Source organism: Pseudomonas sp. P8_229 (assembly GCF_034008635.1).
Lineage (GTDB): Bacteria > Pseudomonadota > Gammaproteobacteria > Pseudomonadales > Pseudomonadaceae > Aquipseudomonas.
Genome location: NZ_CP125378.1, coordinates 442,573 through 466,506, shown reverse-complemented (window position 1 = coordinate 466,506; position 23,934 = coordinate 442,573). Strand labels below are relative to the sequence as shown.

Here is a 23,934-nt window from a genome sequence, read left to right as displayed (position 1 = left end):
CGCCATGCAACTCATCGACAAGCTCGGCATTCTCGCCGACGCCGCCAAGTATGACGCCTCCTGCGCCAGCAGCGGCGCGCCCAAGCGCAGCTCCGAAGGCAAGAGCGGGCTGGGCTCGACCGATGGCATGGGCATCTGCCACAGCTACACGCCGGACGGGCGCTGCGTCTCGTTGCTGAAGGTATTGCTGACCAATTTCTGCCTCTACGACTGCCAATATTGCGTCAACCGCCGCTCCAGCGATGTGCCGCGCGCGCGTTTCACGCCGGAGGAAGTGGTCACGCTGACCCTGGATTTCTACCGGCGCAACTGCGTCAGCGGGTTGTTTCTCAGTTCGGGGATCATTCGCTCGGCGGACTACACCATGGAGCAACTGGTGCGGGTCGCGAAATTGCTGCGCGAAGAGCACGAGTTTCGCGGCTACATCCACCTCAAGACCATTCCCGAGGCGGACCCGGCACTGATCGAGGAAGCAGGGCGCTACGCTGATCGCCTGAGCGTCAACATCGAATTGCCCACCGACGCCAGCCTGCAAACCCTGGCGCCGGAGAAGCAGATCGGTTCGATCAAGCAGGCGATGAATACCATCTACACCGGCGTGCAAACGGTGCTCAACGAACCCCGTTCGGCGAAGTTCGCCCCGGCCGGGCAGAGTACGCAAATGATCGTCGGCGCCGATGACACCGACGACAGCACGATTTTGCACAGCGCCCAGTCCCTGTACGGCAACTACCGCTTGCGGCGCGTTTATTATTCGGCCTTCAGCCCGATCCCTGACAGCCCGAAAAGCGTGCCGCTGGCCGCACCACCGCTGATGCGTGAGCACCGTTTGTATCAGGCCGACTTCCTCCTGCGCAGCTATGGTTACAGCGCCGGCGAATTGCTCAAGGGACCGGGCAATCTGGCCTTGGACATCGACCCGAAACTGGCGTGGGCGCTACAGAATCGCGAGGTGTTTCCGCTGGACCTGAATCGCGCCGAACCGTCACTGATCGCGCGCATCCCGGGCATTGGCCTGCGCACCACCGAACGTCTGATGCAATTGCGCCAGCAACGGCGCATCCGCTATGAATACGTGGCGCGCATGCGCTGTGTGCTGGCCAAGGCCAAGCCGTTCATCATCACCTGCGACTACCACCCGCAGCAGGCCGAAGTCACCAGCCAGATGCTTTATCAGCAGTTACGCGACCGACCGATGCCGCAGCAGATGGGGTTGTGGGGATGATCAATCTCGATTGCGATGACCTGTTCGACACCTGGCGGCAACAGGCGCGCTGGTTGCTTAGTCATGAGATCGACCCGAGTCTGGTGAGCTGGGCGTCGGAAGGCGTGGCTGATCTGTTTGCCAGTGACGTGCAGGTGCCCGAAGGGCAGGGACCGTTCCAGGCACGCATCCCCCGCGCATTGCTCGACACCCTCGAACAAGCCGCCCGATACCGTGGCGAGCAGCGCTGGAGTCTGCTGTATGAAGTGCTGTGGCGAGTCAGCCACGGCGACCGCACGGCGATGATGGCCGGTGACAAGCTCGGCAGCGAGTTGCAACGGCGGATCAAACAGGTGCAGCGCGAAGCTCACCATCTGCATGCGTTCGTGCGTTTCATCGAGCGCCCGCAGGATCAGCCAGGCCCGCAATACGTGGCGTGGCACGAACCGGCCCACGACATCCTGCACAGCGCCAGTGAGCATTTTGTCGGACGCATGGGCCGACACCGCTGGTTGATTGCCACGCCGCGCGACGGTGTCTATTACGATGGCGCACAACTGATTCATCAGCGCCAGTGTCCCATTGAATGGCAGCAACTGGCGCAAAACGTCGACGATCCCCAGGGCGATCTGTGGCTGACCTATTACAGTCACATCTTCAACCCGGCGCGATTGAACGAGAAGGTCATGCAGGGGCATCTGCCGGCACGGTTCTGGAAGAACCTGCCGGAAGGGGAGTTGATCCCCGGGTTGATCACCCAGGCGCGGATGGGCAAGCAGCAGAATGGCCAGGCCAGTGGGATTGCCGGGCGTGCGGGCAAGCGGATCGCGTTGAAATAGTCTGAACGCATGCAGTGAGCTCAGCGGGTTGCCGAAGCCATCAACAGACCGAAACCGGCAAAGGTCACGCCCGAGACTTTCGCCGCCAGCCACGATCCTTTCGGGCTCGACAGCCAACCTTTGGCGGCATTGGCGAGCAGGGCATAGCTGCCGTGCACCAGAATCACCAATACCGCGTAAGAGGCCACCAGTTTGAAGAACTGCGGGTAAAAAGCCTGTTCCGTGTCGATGAACTGCGGGAACACAGCCAGAAAGAAGAAGATGGCTTTGGGATTGAGAAACTGCAGCGAGGCTGCCTCCAGAAAACGGTAGCCCGGGCGAGAAGGGCGCACCTGTTGCAAGGTACGGAAACGATCCGAACGCCAACTCTTGAAACCCAGGTACAGCAGGTAAGCAGCCCCGGCGTATTTCAGCACGGTGAAGGCCGTCGCCGAGGCGCTGAGGAGCAGGCCGACACTGGTGGCGCTGAGGGCGGCAACCACGAAAGCCCCCGAGGCGATCCCCAGAATCCCTGGCACCGCGCCGGTCCAGCCCAGGCGCACGGCGTTGGACAGGGTCAGCACCACCCCAGGGCCAGGGCTTAAAATAGTCAGGGCGGCGAACAGGACAAAGAGGCCGTAGCTGTGCATGGTGTTGCTCCGTCGAATCGCGTGTCTGCGTGCAGGCAGATTGGCGTGGCGACAAAGCGCTGACAAACGCTTTAAATGCAGCGCACATGTGACTAAATTAGACGCATGAAAAATCAACTTCCCCCGCTCAATGCGGTTCGCGCTTTTGCTGTAGCTGCCCGCCATCAGAGCTTCAGTCTGGCGGCCGAAGAACTGCATGTCAGCCACAGTGCAGTCAGCCGCCACGTCAAACTGCTTGAAGAGCACCTGGGCGTCTTGCTGTTTGAACGGCGTGTTCGGCAATCGCTGTTGACACCGGCCGGCCAGCGTTTTTATCAGCAAGTCAGTGCGGGTCTGGCGCAGATTGCCGACGCCGCTGCCGAGTTGAAACAGCAGGCGGCGCGGCCGATGGTCAAGATCAATGTCCGGCCGTCCTTCGCCCTGTTATGGCTCACGCCTCGATTGGCGGACTTCACGGCGCAGCATCCGCATATCGAGCCGCAGGTGATCACTCAGACCCAGTCCCCCGATCCGGCACGGGATGATTTCGACATTGTCATCCGTCGTGGCCGCGACGACTGGGCGCCGTCGCTTGAGGCGCAGGCATTGTTCGAAGACGAGTTGGTGCTGGTCGCGGCGCCGGCATTGATTGAGCGACTGCCGTTGGCAAACCTCGCAGGTCTCAGTGCTCATATCTTGCTGACCGTCAGGGCGCGGCGCGAAGACTGGCATCACTGGGCCATGCACTTCGGGCAAGGCCAGAGCTGCACGCAGGTTATCCGCCAGTTTGATTACATGCACCGGGTACTTGAGGCTGCTGTGGAGGGCGAGGGTCTCGCGCTGTGTCCGACCACGTTGCTGGGCACGCATTTGTCGAGCGGTCGGCTGGTCTGCCCGTTGCCGGACTTGCGCATGCCACTGCCTCGTTATTACTACGGCATTGCACCGCAAGCGTCGGCGCACACCAACGTGTTCATTGAGTGGTTACACAACCAGCGCCCATGAAAAAGCCCCCATCGATCACTCGATGGGGGCTTTTGTGCATCAGCAGCCGTCAGATCAAACCTTGATGATCCAGCCCGCTGGCGCTTCGATGTCGCCGGTCTGCACGCCGGTCAGCTCTTTGTAGAGTTTCTGGGTGACCGGGCCGACTTCGGTTTCGCTGTGGAACACGTGCAGGTGGTCGTTGTAGCTGATGCCGCCGATCGGGGTGATCACTGCAGCGGTACCGCAAGCACCGGCTTCCTTGAAGTCCGACAGCTTGTCGATCAGCACGTCGCCTTCAACCACTTCCAGGCCCAGACGGGTCTTGGCCAGTTCGATCAGCGACAGGCGGGTGATACCTGGCAGCACCGACGGCGAGTTCGGGGTGATGAACTTGTTGTCGTGGGTGATCCCGAAGAAGTTGGCCGAACCGACTTCCTCGATCTTGGTGTGGGTCATCGGGTCCAGGTAGATCGCGTCGGCAAAGTTGGCTTTTTTCGCTTTCGAGCCAGGCATCAGGCTGGCTGCGTAGTTGCCGCCGACCTTGGCCGCGCCGGTGCCTTGTGGGGCCGCACGGTCATAGCTGGAGATCTGGAAGTTGTGCGGGGTCAGGCCGCCCTTGAAGTAGGCGCCAACCGGGATGCAGAAGATCGAGAAGATGAACTCGGGTGCCGTGCGCACGCCGATGTTGTCACCCACGCCGATCACGAACGGACGCAGGTACAGGGCGCCACCGGTGCCGTACGGCGGGATGAAACGCTCGTTGGCGCGAACCACGGCTTTGCAGGCTTCGATGAACTGCTCGGTGTCGACCGTCGGCATCAGCAGACGCGCGCAACTGCGTTGCATGCGCAGGGCGTTCTGGTCCGGGCGGAACAGGTTGATCGAGCCGTCTTTGCAACGATAGGCCTTCATGCCTTCGAAGCATTGCTGGCCATAGTGAAGGGCAGTCGAGCCTTCGCTGATGTGCAGCACATTGTCTTCGGTCAGGGTGCCTTTGTCCCACTCGCCATTGCGAAAGTACGACAGATAGCGTTTGTCGGTCTTGATGTAGTCAAAACCCAGCTTGTCCCAATTGATGCTTTCGTTACCCATGACACCCTCTATCACTGAACAACCGTCGAAACGGTTCAAGGCTTCTGACGTTTTTTTGGATGGGCACAACAATACTTCATTCTTGAGCGGTTTCGCAGCCGGAATTCGCTCCACTGATCGTTCCCATGCTTGATCGTTCCTACGCTCTGCGTGGGAATGCCTCATCGGACGCTCCGCGTTCGGCTTTTGGGACTCAGAGCGTCCCCGGCTGCATTCCCACGCAGAGCGTGGGAACGATCAACGCCGCTACAGGTGCAGCGCATGCCCGAGGGCACGCAACGCCGCTTCCTGCACCGCTTCACCCAGTGTCGGGTGCGCATGAATGGTGCCGCCGATGTCTTCCAGCCGCGCGCCCATTTCCAGGCTTTGCGCGAACGCGGTCGACAACTCCGAAACACCTGCGCCGACCGCCTGCCAGCCGACAATCACATGATTGTCGCGACGCGCGACCACCCGCACGAAGCCGCTTTTCGACTCCAGGGTCATCGCCCGGCCGTTGGCGGCGAACGGGAAGCTCGACACGATGCAGTCCAGACCGGCAGCCTTGGCCTCGTCCGGGGTCTGGCCGACCACCACCAGTTCCGGATCGGTGAAGCACACGGCGGCGATGGCGGTCGGGTTGAATTCACGGTGCTTGCCGCTGATCAGCTCGGCAACCATTTCGCCCTGGGCCATGGCGCGGTGCGCGAGCATCGGTTCGCCGCTCAGGTCGCCGATGGCGTAGACGTTGCGCATGCTGGTCTGGCAGCGGCTGTCGATCTTGATCGCCGAACCGTTCATGTCCAGGTTCAGCGCTTCAAGGTTCCAGCCCTGAGTGTTCGGCTTGCGCCCGACCGCCACCAGCACCTGATCGGTTTGCAGATTCAGGGTTTCGCCTTCTGGACCGCGCACCTGCAAGGTGCCGTCGAAACCCAGCACGCTGTGCTTGAGATAGAGCTTCACGCCCAGTTGCTTCAACGCGTCATGCACCGGTTGCGTCAGTTCGGCGTCGTACGCCGGCAGGATGCGATCCTGCGCCTCGACCACGCTGACCTCGGCGCCGAGCTTGCGATAAGCAATGCCCAGCTCCAGACCGATGTAACCACCGCCCACCACCACCAGCCGTTTTGGCACGGATTTCGGCACAAGCGCTTCGGTAGAGGAGATGATCGGCCCGCCAATTGGCAGGATCGGCAGATTGACGCTGGTCGAACCGGTCGCGAGCACCAAGTGCTCGCACTGGATCCGCGTGTCGCCGACGTCAACGGTTTTGCCGTCGATGACCTTGGCCCAGCCATTAATGACCTGGACCTTGTTCTTTTTCAGCAGCGCCGCGACGCCGGTGGTCAGGCGATCAACAATGCCGTCCTTCCACTCGACGCTTTTAGTGATGTCGAGGGTCGGCGCCGCAACGCTGATGCCCAGCGCCGAATGCTGGCTGTGGTGTTGGGTCTGGTGGAACTGCTCGGCCACGTGAATCAGTGCTTTGGACGGGATGCAACCGATGTTCAGGCATGTACCGCCCAGTGATTGGCCTTCGACCAGGATCGTCGAAATGCCCAGTTGCCCGGCGCGAATCGCCGTGACGTAACCGCCGGGGCCGCCGCCAATGACCAGCAGCGTGGTGTTCAAAATCTGCATTGCATCACTCCACAAACAGGGTCGCGGGTTGTTCGAGCAAGCCACGAATGGCCTGGATGAAGAGCGCCGCGTCCATGCCGTCGACCACGCGGTGATCGAAGGAGCTGGAGAGGTTCATCATCTTGCGGATCACCACCTGGCCTTTGACGACCATTGGCCGTTCGACGATTTTGTTGACGCCGACGATTGCCACTTCCGGCAGGTTCAGCACCGGGGTGCTGACGATGCCGCCCAACGCACCGAGGCTGGTCAGGGTGATGGTCGAGCCGGACAATTCGTCGCGGCTGGCCTTGCCATTGCGTGCGGCGTTAGCCAAACGCGAGATTTGCGCGGCGCTGTCCCACAGGCTGCGCGCCTCGGCGTGACGCACCACCGGCACCATCAGGCCGACATCGCTTTGCGTGGCGACACCGACATGCACCGCGCCGAGGCGGGTGATGACCTGGGCTTCGTCATCGTAACGGGCGTTCATCTGCGGGAAGTCGCGCAGGGCCACGACCAGTGCGCGAACGAGGAACGGCAGCAAGGTTAACTTGCCCCGGCTGGCGCCGTGTTTTTCGTTCAGATGCGCGCGCAGTTCTTCAATTGCGGTGACGTCGATTTCTTCGACGTAGCTGAAGTGCGCGGCACGCTGGGTGGCGTCCTGCATGCGCTGGGCGATCTTGCGGCGCATGCCGATCACTTGAATCTGTTCTTCACCGTTACGCTGGGCGTAAGCGGCAGCCACGGGTGCCGAGGCGTTTGACTGACCTTGCGCCAGATAGGCTTCCAGGTCTTCGTGCAATACACGACCGGCCGGGCCGGAACCGCGTACCAGGCGCAATTGAATGCCCAGATCCAGCGCATGTTTGCGCACGGCCGGCGAGGCCAGCGGACGTTCATCGGCTTCACGGGCAACCATCGGGCCTTGGCAGACAGCAGCCGGGCGCGGTGCAGCAGCGGCAGCAGGTTTGCTCTCGACCACCGTTGCAGCTTTCGGCGCAACCGGCGCCTCTTTAACAGGTGCTGGCGCGGTGGACTCTTTCAAGTTACCGGCCCCTTCAACCTCGATGCTGATCAGCACACTGCCGACCGCCATCACTTCACCCGGCTGACCGCCGAGCGCAATGACCTTTCCGTGCACCGGCGATGGAATATCGACCATTGCCTTGTCGGTCATCACGTCCGCCAGCACCTGGTCTTCAACCACCAGGTCGCCGACCTTGACGTGCCACTGCGACAGTTCTACTTCTGCGATGCCTTCGCCGATGTCCGGCATCTTGATAACGTGCGTGCCCATTCAGACCTCCATGACCCGTTTCAACGCCGCGCCCACTCGGGACGGCCCTGGGAAATACGCCCACTCTTGCGCGTGCGGGTAGGGGGTGTCCCAACCGGTGACGCGCTCGATCGGCGCTTCCAGGTGATGGAAGCAATGCTCTTGCACCAGCGAAACCAGCTCGGCGCCGAAACCGCAGGTGCGGGTGGCTTCGTGCACCACCACGCAGCGGCCGGTTTTCTTCACCGACTTGACGATGGTTTCCAGATCCAGCGGCCACAGGCTGCGCAGGTCGATGACTTCGGCGTCAACGCCACTTTCTTCAGCGGCAACTTGCGACACGTACACGGTGGTGCCGTAAGTCAGCACGGTCACATCCTTGCCCGGACGGGTGATCGCGGCAACGTCCAGCGGCACGGTGTAGTAACCGTCCGGAACTTGCGCTTGCGGGTGTTTCGACCACGGGGTTACCGGGCGGTCGTGGTGACCGTCGAACGGGCCGTTGTACAGGCGTTTCGGCTCAAGAAAGATCACCGGATCATCGTTCTCGATGGAGGCGATCAGCAGGCCTTTGGCGTCATACGGGTTGGACGGCATGACCGTACGCAGGCCGCAGACCTGAGTGAACATCGCCTCGATGCTCTGACTGTGGGTCTGGCCACCATAAATGCCGCCGCCGCAAGGCATGCGCAGGGTCATCGGCGCGGTGAACTCGCCGGCCGAGCGATAGCGCAGGCGCGCCGCTTCGGAAATGATCTGGTCGGAAGCCGGGTAAACGTAGTCGGCGAACTGAATCTCGGCGACCGGACGCAGGCCGTATGCACCCATGCCCACCGCCACACCGACGATGCCGCTTTCGGAAATCGGCGCGTCGAATACCCGCGAGGTGCCGTACTTGGTCTGCAGGCCTTCGGTGCAACGGAACACGCCGCCGAAGTAACCGACGTCCTGACCGAACACGACGACGTTGTCATCACGCTCAAGCATCACATCCATGGCCGAGCGCAGGGCCTGGATCATGGTCATGGTGGTCGTGGTCATGGCGGTTTCCAACTGAATATTGTTGTTGTGATCGTTCATGTCAGATCCCCAACTGCTGACGCTGGCGCTTCAAGTGCTCCGGCATCTCTTTGTAGACGTCTTCGAACATGGTCGCGGCGCTCGGAATCTGGCCGCCGGCGAGGGTGCCGTACTGTTCGGCCTGTTTCTGCGCGGCAATCACTTCTGCTTCAAGCTCGGCGCTGACGGCGGCGTGCTCTTCTTCCGACCAGTGGCCGACCTTGATCAGGTGCTGCTTCAGGCGGGCAATCGGGTCGCCCAGCGGGAAGTGGCTCCAGTCGTCGGCCGGACGGTATTTGGACGGATCGTCGGAGGTCGAGTGCGGACCGGCGCGGTAGGTGACCCATTCGATCATGGTCGGACCGAGGTTGCGCCGGGCGCGTTCGGCAGCCCAGGCGGAAGCGGCGTAGACCGCGTAGAAGTCGTTGCCGTCGACGCGCAGCGAGGCGATGCCGCAACCAACGCCGCGTCCGGCGAAAGTGGTGGCTTCACCCCCGGCGATGGCCTGGAAGGTCGAGATCGCCCATTGGTTGTTGACCACGTTGAGGATCACCGGCGCGCGGTAAACGTGAGCGAAGGTGAGGGCGGTGTGGAAGTCCGATTCGGCGGTGGCGCCGTCACCGATCCACGCCGAGGCGATTTTGGTGTCGCCCTTGATCGCCGAGGCCATGCCCCAGCCGACGGCCTGAATGAACTGGGTGGCGAGGTTGCCGGAGATGGTGAAGAAACCGGCGTCCTTGACCGAGTACATGATCGGCAACTGGCGGCCCTTGAGCGGATCGCGCTCGTTGGACAGCAGTTGGCAGATCAGGTCGACCAGCGGCACTTCGCGGGCCATCAGGATGCTTTGCTGGCGGTAGGTCGGGAAGCACATGTCGTCGATGTTCAAGGCCAGGGCCTGGGCGCTGCCGATGGCTTCTTCGCCAAGGCTCTGCATGTAGAACGACATTTTTTTCTGCCGCTGGGCGACCACCATGCGGTTGTCGTAGATCCGCGTCTTGAGCATGGCGCGCATGCCCTTGCGAAGGATCTCGACCGGCACGTTTTCAGCCCACGGGCCGAGAGCGTTGCCTTGATCGTCGAGCACACGGATCAGGCCACGGGCCAGGTCGGCGGTGTCGGCAGGTTCAACGTCGATGGAAGGTTTGCGCACCGTGCCGGCATCGGTCAGATGCAGGTAGGAGAAGTCGGTTTTGCAGCCTGGACGGCCCGAAGGTTCAGGGACGTGCAGACGCAGCGGTTCATACGCTTGGGTCATGGCTTCTACGCTCGATCTTGTGAATTTCTTGTAGTGAGCTGGCAGTCATTCTTCGGTAGAAGAAATCTTGTCCTACAACAATCATAGGCCCGGCCAAGAAGAATATTTCTCTCTGTTTCGTTGCGCTGGAGACGATTTGCAGATAGAAATTCTGCATAAACATAAAAAACAGGTGGTTTTGTCTCATGCGCAAACTGGACCGTACCGACATCGGCATTCTCAACAGCCTTCAGGAGAATGCGCGCATCACCAACGCCGACCTCGCACGCTCGGTGAATCTGTCGCCGACGCCGTGTTTCAACCGGGTCAAGGCGATGGAGGAATTAGGCCTGATTCGTGAGCAGGTGACACTGCTGGACGCCGACCTGCTGGGCCTGCATGTCAACGTGTTCATTCACGTCAGCCTGGAGAAGCAGGTCGAGGAGGCACTGCAGCATTTTGAAGAGGCGATTTCCGACCGCCCCGAGGTGATGGAGTGCTACCTGATGGCCGGCGACCCGGACTATCTGATCCGGGTGTTGGTGCCGACGATTCAGTCGCTGGAGCGGTTCATGATGGACTTTCTGACCAAGGTGCCGGGGGTGGCGAACATTCGGTCGAGTTTTGCGTTGAAGCAGGTGCGGTACAAGACGGCGCTGCCGTTGCCGGCGAATGGGTTGACGTTGGGGACGTGAAGATCAAAAGATCGCAGCCTTCGGCAGCTCCTACATGCTGATCGTTCCCATGCTCCGCGTGGTAATGCAGCCCGTGACGCTCTGCGTCACTTCCCGAAGCGGAACGCGGAGCGTCCCCGGGGGCATTCCCACGCAGAGCGTGGGAACGATCAATTTCTCCTGTAGGAGCTGCCGCAGGCTGCGATCTTTTGACGTTAAAGCTTATTGATCGGGATCTTCAGATACACCACGCCATTGTCCTCAGCCGCCGGGAAATTCCCCGCCCGCACATTCACCTGAATCGCCGGCAGTAACAGTGTCGGCATGCCCAGCCCGGCATCGCGTTTGGTGCGCATCTCGACAAACGCCGCCTCATCAATCCCGTCGTGCACATGAATATTGCTTTTGCGCTGCTCGCCGACGGTGGTCTGGCAGTGCGCAGCGCGGCCTTCGGGTGGGTAGTCGTGGCAGACGTAGAGTCTGACGCTGGCGGGGAAGGCCAGCAGTTTGTGGATCGAATTGAACAGTTGATGCGCGTTGCCGCCGGGAAAGTCGCAGCGGGCGGTACCGACATCGGGCATGAACAGCGTGTCGCCAACCAGAATCTGTTCACCGTCGATCAGGTAGGCCATGTCTGCCGGCGTATGGCCGGGGACGTGCAGGGCGGTGGCCTTGAGGTTGCCGATCATGAACGCCTCGTTAGGCGCGAACAGGTGATCGAACTGCGAGCCGTCGACGCAGAATTCCGGTTCCAGATTGAACAGTGCCTTGAACACGTTCTGCACTTTGCTGATCGACTCGCCAATCGCGATCTTGCCGCCCAGTTCGCGGCGCAGGTACGGCGCGGCGGACAGGTGGTCGGCGTGGGCGTGGGTTTCCAGCAGCCATTGCACCTGCAAGCGGTGTTCACGCACAAACGCGATGATCTTGTCGGCCTGCGCGGTGCAGGTGCGACCGGCAGCGCCGTCGTAGTCGAGTACCGGATCAACGATTGCACACTGCCCGCCATCGTCTTCATAGACCACGTAGCTGTAGGTCGAGGAGGCGGGGTCGAGGAAAGCTTCAATCTGCGCGGGCATGGACACGAACCTGAACAAGGGAAATGGGTTGCAACACTTTATGTAAAAACATAATGTTCGCAGCTTAAGTGACGTTGAAGGCATCGTGCAAATGCAATCCAGTCTGACCGAATGTGAAGTCGCCCAATTGCGGGCGTCCGCCTCCAAGGCCTGCGCGCTGCTCAAGGCGCTGGCCAACGAGGATCGGCTGTTGATCCTGTGCCAGTTGACCCAGGGCGAGCGCAACGTCGGCGAGCTGGAAAAAATGACTGGTGTGCGCCAGCCGACCCTGTCCCAGCAACTGGGCATCCTGCGCGATGAAGGGCTGGTGGCGACCCGTCGCGAAGGCAAATACATTTTTTACGGCCTGGCCAGTCCTGAAGTCATCCAGGTGATGAAGACCCTGTCCGGGTTGTATTGCGGGGCGGTGCTCAAGAGCTGGGGTCACCCATAAATGCTAGCTCACACACTAACCCTGTAGGAGTGAGCCTGCTCGCGATAGCGGTGTATCTGTCGATGAAGATGTCGGCTGACCCACCGCTATCGCGAGCAGGCTCACTCCTACAATGGATTTGAGTGATGGCTGGAAAAACTTGCGTGCAGCAATAAGGAACAAGCAATGAACGATCAACACTGGGGCTCATCCATCAGTGCAGATATCGTGGTCATCGGCGGCGGCACCGCTGGCATCGGCTTCGTCGCCAGTCTGCTCAAGCGTGATCCCACTCTGAAAATCACCGTGATCGAGCCGAGCGCCCAGCACTACTACCAACCGGCGTGGACGCTGGTCGGTGGTGGCGCCTACGACGTCAAAGACACCGCTCGACCGATGAGCCAGGTGATGCCGCGTCAGGCCACCTGGATTCAAGCGGCGGTAACCGCTATCGATCCGGATGCCCGCCAACTCACGCTCAACGATCAACGCCGCGTCACCTACCAGAACCTGATCGTCTGCCCCGGCCTGCGTCTGGCCTGGGAGAAAATCGAAGGCCTGCAGGAAAGCCTCGGCCAGTACGGCGTGACTTCCAACTACAGCTATCAGCATTCGCAATACACCTGGGATCAGGTGCAGAAACTGCGCGGCGGCAAGGCGCTGTTCACTCAGCCGGCGATGCCGATCAAATGCGCCGGCGCGCCGCAGAAGGCGTTGTACCTGTCGTGCGATCACTGGCGCAAAACCGGCGTGCTGAACAACGTCGAGGTTGAATTCAACCTGGCCGGCGCGGCGCTGTTCGGCGTCGCCACGTTTGTACCGCCACTGATGAAATACATCGAAAAATACAACGCGCAACTGGCCTTCAACAGCAATCTGGTCAAGGTCGACGGCCCGGCGAAAACCGCGTGGTTCGAGGTCAAGGACGCCGACGGCAACGTCACCCGTGAAGCGAAAACCTTCGATTTGCTACACGTGGTGCCGCCGCAAGTCTCGCCGGATTTCGTCGCGCAAAGTCCGCTGGCCGACGCCGCTGGCTGGTGCGAGGTCAATCCGCACAGCCTGCAGCATCCGCGTTACCCGGAGGTGTTCGGCGTAGGTGACATCTGCGGCACCACTAACGCGAAAACCGCTGCTGCCGTGCGCAAGCAGGTGGTTGTCGTCGCCGAAAACCTCTTGGCCCTGCGCAAGCAACAGCCGTTGCCACTGAAGTACGACGGTTACGGTTCGTGCCCGCTGACGGTGGAGAAGGGCAAGGTGATCCTCGCCGAGTTCGGCTACGGCGCAAAGTTGCTGCCGACCTTCGCCCTCGATGCGACCGTGCCGCGCCGTTCGGCGTGGTTTCTCAAGGCGACGCTGCTGCCGTGGTTCTACTGGAACGGCATGCTCAAGGGCCGCGAGTGGCTGACCGGCCTGTCCAAAGTCGACTGAGAACTCCCTATGTTGCTGGCAAGTCTGTTTGGCGTGGTGATGGGGTTGATTCTCGGGCTGACCGGGGCGGGCGGCGGGATTCTCGCGGTGCCGGCGCTGGTGCTCGGCCTGGGTTGGAGCATGACCCAGGCCGCGCCCGTGGCGTTGTTCGCCGTGGGCAGTGCGGCGGCGGTCGGGGCGATCGACGGTTTGCGTCATGGTCTGGTGCGCTATCGCGCGGCGCTGCTGATTGCCGCGCTCGGCGCGGTGTTTTCGCCGTTGGGCATCTACTTTGCGCACCAGTTGCCGGAGAAAATCCTGATGATCCTCTTCAGCCTGCTGATGGTCATGGTCGCCTGGCGGATGTTGCGCCGTGAGCGCCAGCAGGAGGGGCCGAGCGATCACGGTCACGCGAGCTGGGGGCAGAAGAACTGCATGCTCAACGAGCAGACCGGTCGTTTCGACTGGACCGCCAAATGCACCGCGACCCTCGCGGCATTGGGTGCGGTGACAGGCGTGGTTTCGGGGTTGCTCGGCGTCGGCGGCGGCTTCCTGATCGTGCCGGCGTTCAAGCAACTGACCGATGTGCAGATGCGCGGGATCGTTGCGACGTCGCTGATGGTGATCAGCCTGATTTCAGTGATTGGCGTGATCGGATCGTTTCACGCAGGCGTGCGGATTGACGCACAGGGTGCGGCGTTTATCGTGGCCAGCGTGGTCGGCATGATCATCGGCCGCAAACTGTGCGCCCGGGTTCCGGCGCGGGCGTTGCAGGTTGGGTTTGCCAGTGTGTGTCTGGTGGTCGCCGGTTATATGTTGCTGCGCGCCTGAAAAGGTTGCAGCTCAATCGATCAACGGATTCTTCTCGGTCAGCACGATCTGGTCCTTGCGCATGAAACTCGCTTTCGGATGCGTTTGTGCGTACCTAATGAAACGTTCCTTTAAACAATTCTTACGAATTAAACTATGTGCACATCCCGGTGGGAGCGGGCTTGCTCCGGATGAGTGTGAAACCGATGATTTTGCGGCAAACTTCAGTCATCTCCAGCACAAGGCCATTCAATGGATCAATACGCCCCGCGCAACTGGCAGCCTCACGAGAAGCCCAGTCTGCCTGGTTCCCCATCGACGCCGCTGCATTCCAGCCGCAAGCGCCTGGCCTATGCGCTGGTTGGGCTGCTGGTGGCGGTGACCGGTGGTTTGGGCAACTCGCTGGTGGTCGCCAACCTGCCTTACCTGCAAGGCGCGCTGGGCGCGACCACCGCGGAGATGGCCTGGCTACCGGCCGCGTATGTGATGACCAACGTCTCGATGAACCTGCTGCTGGTGAAGTTTCGCCAGCAGTTCGGCCTGCGCGCATTCACCGAGGTGTTTCTGGTGCTGTATGCGCTGGTGACTTTCGGCCATCTGTTCGTCAACGACCTGAGTTCGGCCATCGCAGTGCGTGCGGCCCACGGCATGGTCGGTGCCGCCTTGAGTTCGTTGGGCCTGTATTACATGGTCCAGGCGTTTCCGGCCAAGTGGCGGTTGAAGGCGCTGGTGCTGGGGCTTGGCGCCTCGCAACTGGCTCTGCCGCTGGCGCGATTGTTTTCCGAAGACCTGTTGCAGATCGCTGAATGGCGCGGCTTGTACCTGTTCGAGCTAGGCATGGCCTTGCTGTCGCTGGGCTGCGTGCTGATGCTCAAGTTGCCGCCGGGTGACCGTTTCAAAACTTTCGAACCGCTGGATTTCCTCACCTTTGCGATCCTCGCCAGCGGCGTGGCACTGCTCTGCGCGGTGCTGTCACTGGGGCGCATCGACTGGTGGCTGGAAGCCGACTGGATTGGCTACGCGCTCGCTGCCTCGATTGCCTTGATCCTCGCCGGCCTGGCCATTGAGCATAACCGCAGCAACCCGATGTTGATGACCCGTTGGCTCGGCAGCGGCACGATGATCCGCCTGGCGTTGGCGGTGACCCTGATTCGCATGGTCACCTCGGAGCAGTCCACCGGCGCGGTCGGTTTCATGCAGAACCTGAACATGGGCTACGAGCAGTTGCACAGCCTGTACGTGGTGATGCTGATCGGCAGCATCGCCGGGTTGGCGACCAGCGCGCTGACCATCGACCCCAAGCACCTGCTGATGCCGCTGATCATCTCGCTGGCGCTGATGGCCACCGGCTCGGTGATGGACAGTTTCTCCAACAACCTGACCCGCCCGGCGAACCTGTACTTCAGCCAGTTCCTCCTGGCCTTCGGCAGCACGTTTTTCCTCGGCCCGACCATGGTCTTCGGCACCCGCAACGTGTTGACCAATCCGCGCAATCTGGTGAGTTTTTCGGTGTTGTTCGGGATCTGCAACAACCTCGGCGGCTTGCTGGGCGCGGCGCTGTTGGGCACGTTCCAGATCGCGCGCGAGAAATTCCATTCCAGCCACCTCGTCGAGCACCTGACCCTGTCCGACCCGCTGGTTGCCGCCCGTGTGCAGAGCGGCGGATCGGCTTATGGCTCCTTGCTGGCCGACCCGAGCCTGCGCAACCTGGCCGGGATTCGCAGCCTGTCGAATGCCGCGACCCGCGAAGCCAACGTGCTGGCCTACAACGATGTATTCATGCTGATCGCCGTGATTGCGGTGCTGACCATGATCTGGCTTTCCATTCGTGCGCTGTGGCTGATGAGCACCACCAAAGCCGTCGACCCTGCGCCTTCCGTACCTTCTAGCGGTGCCGCTACTTCATGACCGAACCGACCACCACAACCACCAACGCCATCGCTGCCACCCCGGAAGGCGTGGCGCCGCCGTCCTCGCCGAACACCGAGCCGCGCTCGCTGCGGGTGCGGATCATCTCGTCGCTGGGTTTTGCCGCGATTGCCATCGTCGGCGTGCTGATCGTGCTGTACGCCTGGCAACTGCCACCGTTCAGCAGTGCGGTCGAGACCACCGAAAACGCCCTGGTGCGCGGGCAGGTGACGATCATCGGGCCACAGCTCAGCGGCTATGTGTATGAAGTACCGGTGCAGGACTTCCAGTTCGTCAAGGCCGGCGATTTGCTGGTGCGCCTGGACGACCGGATTTATCAGCAGCACCTCGATCAGGCACTGGCGCAACTGGCGGTGCAGAAGGCCTCGCTGGCAAATGTGGTGCAGCAGCGCAACAGCGCCGAAGCGACAATCAAATTGCGCCAGGCGGTGGTTGCCGACAGTGAGGCCCAGTTGCGCAAAAGCGAGGCGGACCTGCGGCGCAACAAGGAGTTGGTGAGTGACGGCTCGGTGTCCAAACGCGAAATGGATGTGGCCCTGGCTGCCAACGCGCAAGGCATCGCCGCTGTGGCGCAAGCCAAGGCCAATCTGGAAATCGCCCGTCAGGACCTGCAAACGGTGATCGTCAATCGTGGCTCGCTGGAAGCGGCGGTGGCCAGTGCCGAAGCGGCGGTGCAACTGGCGCGGATCGATTTGTCGAACACCCGCATCGTCGCCCCGCGTGATGGCCAGCTCGGGCAGATCGGTGTGCGCCTAGGCGCTTACGTCAACTCCGGGGCGCAGTTGATGGCGCTGGTGCCGAACCAGAAATGGGTGATCGCCAACATGAAGGAAACCCAGATGGACAACGTGCGCGTCGGGCAACCGGTGCGCTTCACTGTCGATGCCTTGAACCACCGCAAGTTCACCGGCCATGTGCAGCACATTTCGCCCGGCACCGGTTCGGAGTTCGCCCTGTTGCAGGCCGACAACGCCACCGGCAACTTCGTGAAAATCGCCCAACGGGTGCCGGTACGGATCACCATCGACCCGGATCAGCAGGAAGAGGAACGCTTGCGCCCGGGGATGTCGGTGGTGGTGAGTATTGATACTTCCAAAGGCGATACGCAACCGCACTGATCAACTCATAACCCTGTGGGAGCGGGCTTGCTCGCGAACGCGGTGTGTCAGTTGATATTTGCGTATCTGACACGCCGCATTCGCGAGCAAGCCCGCTCCCACAGTTTGAGCTGTGTTCAGGCGGAAATCATCGGCGGCAGGGTGCCCAGCAGCGAAACGGCTGCAACAGCACCCATCCCCAGCATCCATTCCAGCACCACACTGCGCTTGAGAGCGGCCATGCGCTGCTGGCAATCATCAATCCGCAAGCGGTTGAACAGCGCCAGTGCGAGCATGCCCAGCACCAGCGTGGCCTTGATCAGCAGAATCAGGGCAAAACCGCTGAACAGAGGCGTCGGCCACCATTGGCCGGTGAGCACGCGGACGTTGATCAGCCCGGTGAGCAGCAGGCCTGCGACGACCGCGTAACCGACACCGCTGAAGCGCTGCAGGATCCGGCTCATCGGCTCACCTGGCTGGCGCAAAATCAGCACCAGCAGCAACAAACCACCGAGCCATGCGGCTACGCACGTCAGGTGAATGATCTGGTTGAGGATCAGCAGTTGCCCGCTGAGGCCATCGAGCATTGCGCCGTGACCGACCGGCGCCAGCGTCGCCAACAACAGCGCACTCAAGCCCAGACGCAACGGTGCGCTCGAACGCCACGGCGTGAACAGCAACGCCAGCAAGAGCGCGTTGATCAGCAGATGCCAACGCCAGACCTGACCAAAAAAGGTGTTGCCGAGTACCAGCACCAGTGTGTCCGGATCGAATGCGGCCGCCGCCGAACCGGCCATGCTCGCGGTGATCAACAGCGCCCAGGTGCCGCCGCTGAGTAGCGCAATCGTCGTCAGCCAGCGCGCGAGTCGTGCCAGATGCCGATCCAGTGTCGGCACTGGCGCCTTGAGCAGCAGCGGCCGAAACAGCCAGACGCCGAACAGCATCAACACCGCGCTGAAATGCACAAAGCGGCACAGCACCAGCGCTTCACTCATGAATTACTGGCCGACTTTGAACTGATAGCCGCCTTCGCTCTTGTGCGTATCGACCGACACCGCGTGCCATTCGACCTTGTACTCACCGGCGCTGAGCGGCGCAGCAGGGGTGACGATCAGGGTTTTCTTGTCGCCTTCGGTGCTCAGCGGCTTGATCGCGACCGGAGCGCCATCGTGGGTCAAGGTGACTTTGGTGAAACTGGCTTCGACGCCTTCGGAGAAGGTCAGGCGCAGGTCGGCCGGTGCGGCGACGGTGCTGTCGGCGGCCGGCGTCTGGCTTTTCAGGTGGGCGTGGGCGAAGACGGAAGTCGCGGCGAGCAGGGAGGCGAGCAGGGCAGTGGTGGTCAGAACGTTCTTGAGCAGCATCGCGGATACCTCTGAGGCAGGAACAAAGAGGTGCCCAGTTTACTCATCCGCGTGCGTCTGTACGAAGTTTCGGTTTCAGCGGTCGCTCCGGCACCAGAGCGGGTGCTAGTCTTGGGCAACGCTGTTGTCAGGGAGCCCACATGGGCAATCACAAGATCGAGATTCGTCGCAGTAACGTCGAGAAAATCCTTCTGGCGGCGGAAAAAGTCTTCGCCGAAAAAGGCTTCGGCGGCACCGCCATGGCCGACATCGCTGCTGAAGTGCAATTGCCGCGTTCCAATCTGCATTACTACTTTTCGACCAAAAGCGAACTGTACAGCGCGGTGCTGTTCGACCTGCTGGAAGTGTGGAAGCAGGACGCGCTGTGCTTCGAGATGTTCGACGATCCACGGGTGGTGCTCAGCAGCTACATCCGCGCCAAGATGAACCACTCGCGCAGCCGGCCCTACGGGTCGAAGGTCTGGGCCAACGAGATCATCCACGGTGCGCCGACCTTGGGCGAGGCGCTGGATGTCAGCCTGTATGACTGGGCGAAAATGAAGGAAGCGAAGATCCGCCAGTGGGTCGAAGACCAGCGGATTCTGCCGGTGGAACCGTCGAGCCTGCTGTACATGATCTGGGCCTCGACCCAGCATTACGCCGACTTCGATCATCAGGTGAATATTCTGAATGAGCACCAGCCGCTGTCGGACATGCAGTTCGAGCGGGCGGTACAGACGGTGACCAGTGTGATTTTGCGCGGGATCGGGCTGGAGCCTTGATTTTGGTGGTGTAGCTGCTGGCCCCTTCGCGAGCAAGCCCGCTCCCACAGTAGGAATGCATTCCAGATGTAGAAGCTGCTGGCCCCTTCGCGAGCAGGCTCACTCCTACAGGGGAACGCATTCCCAATGTGGGAGCGGGCTTGCTCGCGAAGGCGTCAGTTCAGACGCTACCGGCCTCAAGGTGAGACATGGTACGGATTGCGCGGATCATGATTCCAGTCCAGAAACGGCTTGCCCGTCTCCATTGGCACCATCTCGATGCAGTCCGCCACCGGGCAGGTGATCTGGCACAGATTGCAGCCCACGCACTCATCATCGATCACTTCATATATATGCGTGCCGTCCGCCTGTTTCAGGCTGCTGATCGCCTGGTGTGAAGTGTCTTCGCAAGCAATGTGGCAGCGCCCGCAACCAATGCACGCCTCTTGGTCGATCTTGGCGATCACCTGATAGTTGATATCGAGGTACTTCCAGTCCGTGGTATTGCCCACCGCGCGCCCGGAAAACTCGGCAATGTTGGCGTAGCCCTGACTGTCCATCCACCGCGACAGCCCGTCCTTCATTTCCTCGACAATCCGGAAACCGTGCAGCATCGCCGCCGTGCATACCTGTACTGCGCCGCTGCCGAGCGCGATGAATTCCGCCGCGTCACGCCAACTGCCGATGCCGCCAATGCCGCAGATCGGCAGGCCCTGGGTCTGCGGATCGCGGGCAATCTCGGCAACCATGTTCAGCGCAATCGGCTTCACCGCCGAACCGCAATAACCGCCGTGGGTGCTTTTACTGCCAACGGTGGGCAAGGCGACCATGTGTTCCAGGTCGACGCTGGTGATCGAATTGATGGTGTTGATCAGCGACACCGCATCGGCGCCACCGCGATGCGCAGCGCGGGCGGCGACGCGGATGTCGGTGATGTTCGGCGTGAGTTTGACGATCACCGGCAGCGAGCAATAGGTCTTGCACCAGCGCGTCACTTGCTCGACGTACTCCGGCACCTGACCGACCGCCGCGCCCATGCCGCGCTCGGGCATACCGTGGGGGCAGCCGAAATTCAGCTCGATGCCGTCGGCACCGGTGGCTTCCACCAGCGGCAGGATGTGTTTCCACGATTCCTCGACGCACGGCACCATCAGCGAGACGATCAGCGCGCGATCCGGCCAGTCTTTCTTCACCTGGGTGATCTCGCGCAGGTTGATCTCCAGCGAGCGGTCGGTGATCAGTTCGATGTTGTTGATCCCCAGCACTTCGCGGTTGTTGCCGTAGTGTGCCGAGTAACGCGACGAGACGTTGACCGCTGCCGGGTCCTCGCCGAGGGTTTTCCAGACCACGCCACCCCAGCCGGCCTCGAAGGCGCGCACCACGTTGTAGGCCTTGTCGGTCGGCGGGGCAGAGGCCAGCCAGAACGGGTTGGGGGCTTTGATACCGGCGAAGACAATCGAGAGATCGGCCATTTACGCAGCCTCCACGTTGAGCATCAGTTGCGTGTTGATCGCCTCGGCGGCGCGTTTTCCATGCTGCACCGCTTGCACGGTGAGATCCTGATCGAGGCTGGTGCAGTCGCCGCCGGCATACACTCCGGGGATGCTGGTGCGCAGGTTGTCATCGACCTGAATCCGTTCGCCCTGACGCTTGAGTTCGCGCGCCAGCGGGTCGCCGAGGGCGCTGCTGTCGAAGGCCTGGCCGATGGCTTTGAAAATCGCGTCGGCCGCCAGTTCGAAGGTTTCGCCTGTGGTTTGCAGGCGACCGTCGACCAGGTGCGTGCGGGCGAAACGCATGCCGCGCACCTTGCCTTGCGCGTCGAGCAGCACTTCATCCGGTTGCGCCCAGGTCAGCAGGCGCACCTGATTGGCTTTGGCGATGTCTTGTTCGTGACCGGTGGCGCCCATGTCCGCCGCGCCACGGCGATACACCAGATTGACATCGCGGGCACCGAGGCGGGCCATTTGCACGGCCATGTCGATCGCCGTGTTGCCGGCACCGAGGACAATGCAGCGCTCGGCCAGCGGCAGTTGCGTCAGGTCATCGGCTTGGCGCAGTTCGCGGATGTAGTCGGTGGCGGCGAGTAAACCAGGCGCGTCCTCGTGCGGCAGGCCGAGCTGTTTGCTGGCGTTGAGGCCGAGGCCGAGAAATACCGCGTCGAACTGCTGATGCAATTCGCTGAGGGTCAGGTTGTCGCCGAGTTTCTGCCCGTGACGGATTTCGATACCGCCGATCTGCAGAAGGAAATCCAGCTCCTTCTGCGCGTAGTCGTCGACCAGTTTGTACTTGGCGATCCCGTATTCGTTGAGGCCGCCAGCCTTCTCCCGCGCTTCGAAAATCACCACGTCGTGGCCGCGCATGGCGCTGCGGTGGGCGCAGGACAAACCCGCCGGCCCGGCGCCGACCACGGCGATGCGCTTGCCGGTGCTGGCCGAACGCTGGAACGGATGCTCGGTGAAGTGCGCGTTGTCCACGGCGTAGCGTTGCAGCAGGCCGATCAGCACCGGCGCGCATTCCTGGGCGTTGTTGCGCACGCAGGCTTGCTGGCAGAGGATTTCGGTCGGACAGACCCGCGCACAACTGCCGCCGAGGATGTTCGCCGAGAGGATTTTCTGCGCAGCACCGGGTACGTTGTCCTGGTGGATATTACGGATGAACGACGGAATGTCGATCTCGCTTGGGCACGCGTTGACGCACGGCGCGTCGTAGCAATACAGGCAGCGCGACGCTTCCAGGTGCGCCTGCCGGGCATTGAGCGGCGGCGCCAGATCGGTGAAGTGGCCGGCGAGGGCGGCCGCGCTTTCATGCGGGTGCGGGAGATGGTTCAGGGTCTCGATCACGGTTTTGTGCCTCACGGTTATTGAGGTTCTCTGCCTCTGTCGGGCAGTGGTTGATCGTTCCCACGCAGAGCGTGGGAATGATCATTTATGAGGCCGAAGGCCTGGATTTCAGCGTTTCACAGCTGTCGGCTTATGTAACTCAGCCCGCTTGCTCAGCAAATCAAACACGGCCGGATACGCCGGCCGTTCGATATACCGCCCGGCCCCGCGCTCGGCGCGCAGATCACCGTCGGCCCAGACCACTTTGCCCTGGCTGATGGTGTGGCTTGGCACGCCACGCACGGTCTTGCCCTCGAAGATGTTGAAGTCCACCTGCTGATGGTGGGTCTTGGCGGATATGGTGCGGGTGCCTTGCGGGTCCCACAGCACCAGGTCGGCATCGGCGCCGATGCGAATCGCACCTTTGCGCGGGTAGAGGTTGAAGATCTTTGCCGTGTTGGTGGAGGTCAATGCGACGAAGTCCTGCATCGACAAACGCCCGCTGTTGACGCCTTCATCCCACAGCACTGCCATGCGGTCTTCGATGCCGGCGGTGCCGTTGGGGATCTTGCTGAAGTCGTCGCGCCCGGCGGCTTTCTGTTCGGCGCAGAAGCAGCAATGGTCAGTGGCGGTGGTGTGCAGATTGCCGCTTTGCAATCCATGCCAAAGTGCCTCTTGATGGCCGCGCGGACGGAACGGCGGGCTCATCACGTAACCGGCGGCGGTCTGCCAGTCCGGGTGCTGGTAAACGCTGTCGTCCAGCAGCAGATGCCCGGCCAGCACTTCGCCGTACACCGGTTGCCCCTTGCTGCGCGCATAGGTGATTTCGTCGAGGGCTTCCTTGGTCGAAACGTGCACCAGGTACAGCGGCGTACCGATGGTCTCGGCGATACGAATCGCCCGGCTGGCGGCTTCACCCTCGACCTGTGACGGCCGCGACAGCGGGTGCGCTTCCGGCCCGGTGATGCCCTGGGCCATCAGCTTGCGTTGCAGATGATAGACCAGCTCACCGTTTTCTGCGTGCACGGTCGGCACTGCGCCGAGCTCCAGGCAGCGCTCGAAGCTCGCCACCAGCGTGTCATCGGCGGCCATGATCGCGTTCTTGTAGGCCATGAAATGCTTGAAGCTGTTGATCCCGTGATGGCTGACCAGTTCGGCCATTTCCTCACGCACCTGCTCGCTCCACCAGGTGATCGCGACGTGGAAGCCATAGTCGGACGCGGACTTTTCCGCCCAGCCGCGCCACTGATGAAACGCTTCCATCAGTGACTGCTGCGGATTGGGAATCACGAAGTCGATGATCGAGGTGGTGCCGCCGGCCAGGCCGGCCGCCGTGCCGCTGTAGAAGTCTTCACTGGCCACGGTGCCCATGAAGGGCAGTTGCATGTGGGTGTGCGGATCGATGCCGCCGGGCATCAGGTATTGGCCGCTGCCGTCGAGCACTTCGGCACCGGCGGGAATATCAAGGTTTTCACCGATGGCTTTGATCACGCCGTCGGCGCAAGAGACGTCGGCGCGATAACTTTCGTCATGGGTAACAACGGTGGCGCCACGGATCAACAGAGACATTCCGAGTTCCTCGCAGGCATGACCGACTGGTGCCGGTTCTAAATGTTTTATTGATGTACAGCGATGATCGGCGTATTCCTGTCAGCGCTGTCAGGAATAGAAGCTAGTCGCAGTTATGCAATTGATCAAG

22 protein-coding genes are annotated in these 23,934 nt (G+C 61.6%); 10 read left to right on the top strand and 12 right to left on the bottom strand.

From position 1 onward, the window contains the following. Window positions 1–4: 4 nt before the first annotated feature. Together QMK55_RS01855 and QMK55_RS01850 are read left to right on the top strand one after the other, a co-directional pair. Window positions 5–1,225 carry a putative DNA modification/repair radical SAM protein gene (locus tag QMK55_RS01855; protein WP_320328540.1) on the top strand — a complete coding sequence of 407 codons (1,221 nt, stop codon included), beginning with the start codon at window positions 5–7 and terminating at the stop codon, window positions 1,223–1,225. Then, window positions 1,222–2,043 carry a TIGR03915 family putative DNA repair protein gene (locus tag QMK55_RS01850; protein ID WP_320328539.1) on the top strand — a complete coding sequence of 274 codons (822 nt, stop codon included), beginning with the start codon at window positions 1,222–1,224 and terminating at the stop codon, window positions 2,041–2,043. Before QMK55_RS01855 ends, QMK55_RS01850 begins: the two co-directional genes overlap by 4 nt. Window positions 2,044–2,063: 20 nt before the next feature. Here QMK55_RS01850 and QMK55_RS01845 read toward each other — a convergent pair whose 3' ends face one another. Continuing rightward, window positions 2,064–2,672 carry a LysE family translocator gene (locus tag QMK55_RS01845; protein ID WP_320328538.1) on the bottom strand — a complete coding sequence of 203 codons (609 nt, stop codon included), beginning with the start codon at window positions 2,670–2,672 and terminating at the stop codon, window positions 2,064–2,066. A gap of 105 nt (window positions 2,673–2,777) precedes the next feature. Here QMK55_RS01845 and QMK55_RS01840 point away from each other — a divergent pair, with 105 nt between their 5' ends. Continuing rightward, complete coding sequence (locus QMK55_RS01840; RefSeq protein WP_102357466.1) at window positions 2,778–3,656, top strand: LysR substrate-binding domain-containing protein; 879 nt, start codon at window positions 2,778–2,780, stop codon at window positions 3,654–3,656. 54 nt (window positions 3,657–3,710) lie between these two features. Here QMK55_RS01840 and QMK55_RS01835 read toward each other — a convergent pair whose 3' ends face one another. From QMK55_RS01835 to QMK55_RS01815, 5 genes are all read right to left on the bottom strand, one after another. Next, window positions 3,711–4,730 (bottom strand): branched-chain amino acid aminotransferase, encoded by a 1,020-nt coding sequence (locus QMK55_RS01835; protein ID WP_102357468.1) that lies wholly within the window; start codon window positions 4,728–4,730, stop codon window positions 3,711–3,713. Between the two features lie 246 nt (window positions 4,731–4,976). Then, entirely contained in the window at window positions 4,977–6,350 is a 1,374-nt protein-coding gene (lpdA, locus tag QMK55_RS01830) for a dihydrolipoyl dehydrogenase (RefSeq protein WP_320328537.1), read from the bottom strand. Between the two features lie 4 nt (window positions 6,351–6,354). Beyond that, window positions 6,355–7,629 (bottom strand): dihydrolipoamide acetyltransferase family protein, encoded by a 1,275-nt coding sequence (locus QMK55_RS01825; protein WP_320328536.1) that lies wholly within the window; start codon window positions 7,627–7,629, stop codon window positions 6,355–6,357. Continuing rightward, entirely contained in the window at window positions 7,630–8,688 is a 1,059-nt protein-coding gene (locus tag QMK55_RS01820) for an alpha-ketoacid dehydrogenase subunit beta (RefSeq protein WP_003224000.1), read from the bottom strand. A 1-nt stretch (window position 8,689) separates the two neighbouring features. Further along, a complete protein-coding gene (locus tag QMK55_RS01815) occupies window positions 8,690–9,925 on the bottom strand; it encodes a 3-methyl-2-oxobutanoate dehydrogenase (2-methylpropanoyl-transferring) subunit alpha (RefSeq protein WP_003224001.1) in 1,236 nt (411 codons plus the stop codon). Between the two features lie 185 nt (window positions 9,926–10,110). On the opposite strand from QMK55_RS01815, the gene bkdR reads away from it, so the two are divergent. Next, the gene (gene bkdR / locus QMK55_RS01810; RefSeq protein WP_008059350.1) at window positions 10,111–10,599 is read left to right on the top strand and encodes a Bkd operon transcriptional regulator BkdR; all 489 of its coding nucleotides are present in this window, start codon (window positions 10,111–10,113) and stop codon (window positions 10,597–10,599) included. A 194-nt stretch (window positions 10,600–10,793) separates the two neighbouring features. Here the strand turns inward: bkdR and QMK55_RS01805 are convergent, their stop codons facing one another. Then, window positions 10,794–11,657, bottom strand: coding sequence for an MBL fold metallo-hydrolase (locus QMK55_RS01805; protein ID WP_320328535.1), 864 nt, complete (start codon window positions 11,655–11,657; stop codon window positions 10,794–10,796). A gap of 91 nt (window positions 11,658–11,748) precedes the next feature. On the opposite strand from QMK55_RS01805, the gene QMK55_RS01800 reads away from it, so the two are divergent. The 5 genes from QMK55_RS01800 to QMK55_RS01780 all read left to right on the top strand — a co-directional run bounded on the left by QMK55_RS01800 (window position 11,749) and on the right by QMK55_RS01780 (window position 17,336). Beyond that, the gene (locus tag QMK55_RS01800) at window positions 11,749–12,090 is read left to right on the top strand and encodes an ArsR/SmtB family transcription factor (RefSeq protein ID WP_003224002.1); all 342 of its coding nucleotides are present in this window, start codon (window positions 11,749–11,751) and stop codon (window positions 12,088–12,090) included. Window positions 12,091–12,255: 165 nt separating this feature from the next. Continuing rightward, window positions 12,256–13,500, top strand: a complete 1,245-nt coding sequence (locus QMK55_RS01795) for an FAD/NAD(P)-binding oxidoreductase (RefSeq protein WP_102357478.1) — start codon at window positions 12,256–12,258, stop codon at window positions 13,498–13,500. A gap of 9 nt (window positions 13,501–13,509) precedes the next feature. Then, window positions 13,510–14,310 carry a sulfite exporter TauE/SafE family protein gene (locus QMK55_RS01790; protein ID WP_320328534.1) on the top strand — a complete coding sequence of 267 codons (801 nt, stop codon included), beginning with the start codon at window positions 13,510–13,512 and terminating at the stop codon, window positions 14,308–14,310. Window positions 14,311–14,541: 231 nt separating this feature from the next. Continuing rightward, window positions 14,542–16,197, top strand: coding sequence for an MFS transporter (locus QMK55_RS01785; protein WP_102357481.1), 1,656 nt, complete (start codon window positions 14,542–14,544; stop codon window positions 16,195–16,197). After that, window positions 16,194–17,336: an HlyD family secretion protein gene (locus tag QMK55_RS01780; RefSeq protein ID WP_102357483.1), complete on the top strand. Its 1,143-nt coding sequence runs from the start codon at window positions 16,194–16,196 to the stop codon at window positions 17,334–17,336. Before QMK55_RS01785 ends, QMK55_RS01780 begins: the two co-directional genes overlap by 4 nt. Window positions 17,337–17,452: 116 nt before the next feature. Here QMK55_RS01780 and copD read toward each other — a convergent pair whose 3' ends face one another. Both copD and copC read right to left on the bottom strand, forming a co-directional pair. Then, window positions 17,453–18,310 (bottom strand): copper homeostasis membrane protein CopD, encoded by an 858-nt coding sequence (gene copD / locus QMK55_RS01775; protein ID WP_102357484.1) that lies wholly within the window; start codon window positions 18,308–18,310, stop codon window positions 17,453–17,455. Window positions 18,311–18,313: 3 nt separating this feature from the next. Next, entirely contained in the window at window positions 18,314–18,676 is a 363-nt protein-coding gene (gene copC / locus QMK55_RS01770; RefSeq protein WP_320328533.1) for a copper homeostasis periplasmic binding protein CopC, read from the bottom strand. A gap of 140 nt (window positions 18,677–18,816) precedes the next feature. On the opposite strand from copC, the gene QMK55_RS01765 reads away from it, so the two are divergent. Further along, on the top strand, window positions 18,817–19,437 hold the full coding sequence (locus tag QMK55_RS01765) for a TetR/AcrR family transcriptional regulator (protein WP_064587091.1): 621 nt from the start codon (window positions 18,817–18,819) through the stop codon (window positions 19,435–19,437). 176 nt (window positions 19,438–19,613) lie between these two features. Here QMK55_RS01765 and preA read toward each other — a convergent pair whose 3' ends face one another. The 3 genes from preA to hydA form a co-directional block, all read right to left on the bottom strand. Next, window positions 19,614–20,888 (bottom strand): NAD-dependent dihydropyrimidine dehydrogenase subunit PreA, encoded by a 1,275-nt coding sequence (gene preA, locus QMK55_RS01760; protein WP_102357217.1) that lies wholly within the window; start codon window positions 20,886–20,888, stop codon window positions 19,614–19,616. After that, on the bottom strand, window positions 20,889–22,256 hold the full coding sequence (locus tag QMK55_RS01755) for an NAD(P)-dependent oxidoreductase (protein ID WP_320328532.1): 1,368 nt from the start codon (window positions 22,254–22,256) through the stop codon (window positions 20,889–20,891). It abuts the gene before it with no gap. A 108-nt stretch (window positions 22,257–22,364) separates the two neighbouring features. After that, window positions 22,365–23,804, bottom strand: coding sequence for a dihydropyrimidinase (hydA, locus tag QMK55_RS01750; protein ID WP_320328531.1), 1,440 nt, complete (start codon window positions 23,802–23,804; stop codon window positions 22,365–22,367). Window positions 23,805–23,934: the final 130 nt, after the last annotated feature.

What these genes read in the sequence shown, in the direction of transcription:
- QMK55_RS01855 (WP_320328540.1), top strand. Translation starts at nt 5, where the DNA reads ATGCAACTCATCGACAAGCTCGGCATTCTCGCCGACGCCGCCAAGTAT.
- QMK55_RS01850 (WP_320328539.1), top strand. Translation starts at nt 1,222, where the DNA reads ATGATCAATCTCGATTGCGATGACCTGTTCGACACCTGGCGGCAACAG.
- QMK55_RS01845 (WP_320328538.1), bottom strand. Translation starts at nt 2,672, where the DNA reads ATGCACAGCTACGGCCTCTTTGTCCTGTTCGCCGCCCTGACTATTTTA.
- QMK55_RS01840 (WP_102357466.1), top strand. Translation starts at nt 2,778, where the DNA reads ATGAAAAATCAACTTCCCCCGCTCAATGCGGTTCGCGCTTTTGCTGTA.
- QMK55_RS01835 (WP_102357468.1), bottom strand. Translation starts at nt 4,730, where the DNA reads ATGGGTAACGAAAGCATCAATTGGGACAAGCTGGGTTTTGACTACATC.
- lpdA (WP_320328537.1), bottom strand. Translation starts at nt 6,350, where the DNA reads ATGCAGATTTTGAACACCACGCTGCTGGTCATTGGCGGCGGCCCCGGC.
- QMK55_RS01825 (WP_320328536.1), bottom strand. Translation starts at nt 7,629, where the DNA reads ATGGGCACGCACGTTATCAAGATGCCGGACATCGGCGAAGGCATCGCA.
- QMK55_RS01820 (WP_003224000.1), bottom strand. Translation starts at nt 8,688, where the DNA reads ATGAACGATCACAACAACAATATTCAGTTGGAAACCGCCATGACCACG.
- QMK55_RS01815 (WP_003224001.1), bottom strand. Translation starts at nt 9,925, where the DNA reads ATGACCCAAGCGTATGAACCGCTGCGTCTGCACGTCCCTGAACCTTCG.
- bkdR (WP_008059350.1), top strand. Translation starts at nt 10,111, where the DNA reads ATGCGCAAACTGGACCGTACCGACATCGGCATTCTCAACAGCCTTCAG.
- QMK55_RS01805 (WP_320328535.1), bottom strand. Translation starts at nt 11,657, where the DNA reads ATGCCCGCGCAGATTGAAGCTTTCCTCGACCCCGCCTCCTCGACCTAC.
- QMK55_RS01800 (WP_003224002.1), top strand. Translation starts at nt 11,749, where the DNA reads ATGCAATCCAGTCTGACCGAATGTGAAGTCGCCCAATTGCGGGCGTCC.
- QMK55_RS01795 (WP_102357478.1), top strand. Translation starts at nt 12,256, where the DNA reads ATGAACGATCAACACTGGGGCTCATCCATCAGTGCAGATATCGTGGTC.
- QMK55_RS01790 (WP_320328534.1), top strand. Translation starts at nt 13,510, where the DNA reads ATGTTGCTGGCAAGTCTGTTTGGCGTGGTGATGGGGTTGATTCTCGGG.
- QMK55_RS01785 (WP_102357481.1), top strand. Translation starts at nt 14,542, where the DNA reads ATGGATCAATACGCCCCGCGCAACTGGCAGCCTCACGAGAAGCCCAGT.
- QMK55_RS01780 (WP_102357483.1), top strand. Translation starts at nt 16,194, where the DNA reads ATGACCGAACCGACCACCACAACCACCAACGCCATCGCTGCCACCCCG.
- copD (WP_102357484.1), bottom strand. Translation starts at nt 18,310, where the DNA reads ATGAGTGAAGCGCTGGTGCTGTGCCGCTTTGTGCATTTCAGCGCGGTG.
- copC (WP_320328533.1), bottom strand. Translation starts at nt 18,676, where the DNA reads ATGCTGCTCAAGAACGTTCTGACCACCACTGCCCTGCTCGCCTCCCTG.
- QMK55_RS01765 (WP_064587091.1), top strand. Translation starts at nt 18,817, where the DNA reads ATGGGCAATCACAAGATCGAGATTCGTCGCAGTAACGTCGAGAAAATC.
- preA (WP_102357217.1), bottom strand. Translation starts at nt 20,888, where the DNA reads ATGGCCGATCTCTCGATTGTCTTCGCCGGTATCAAAGCCCCCAACCCG.
- hydA (WP_320328531.1), bottom strand. Translation starts at nt 23,804, where the DNA reads ATGTCTCTGTTGATCCGTGGCGCCACCGTTGTTACCCATGACGAAAGT.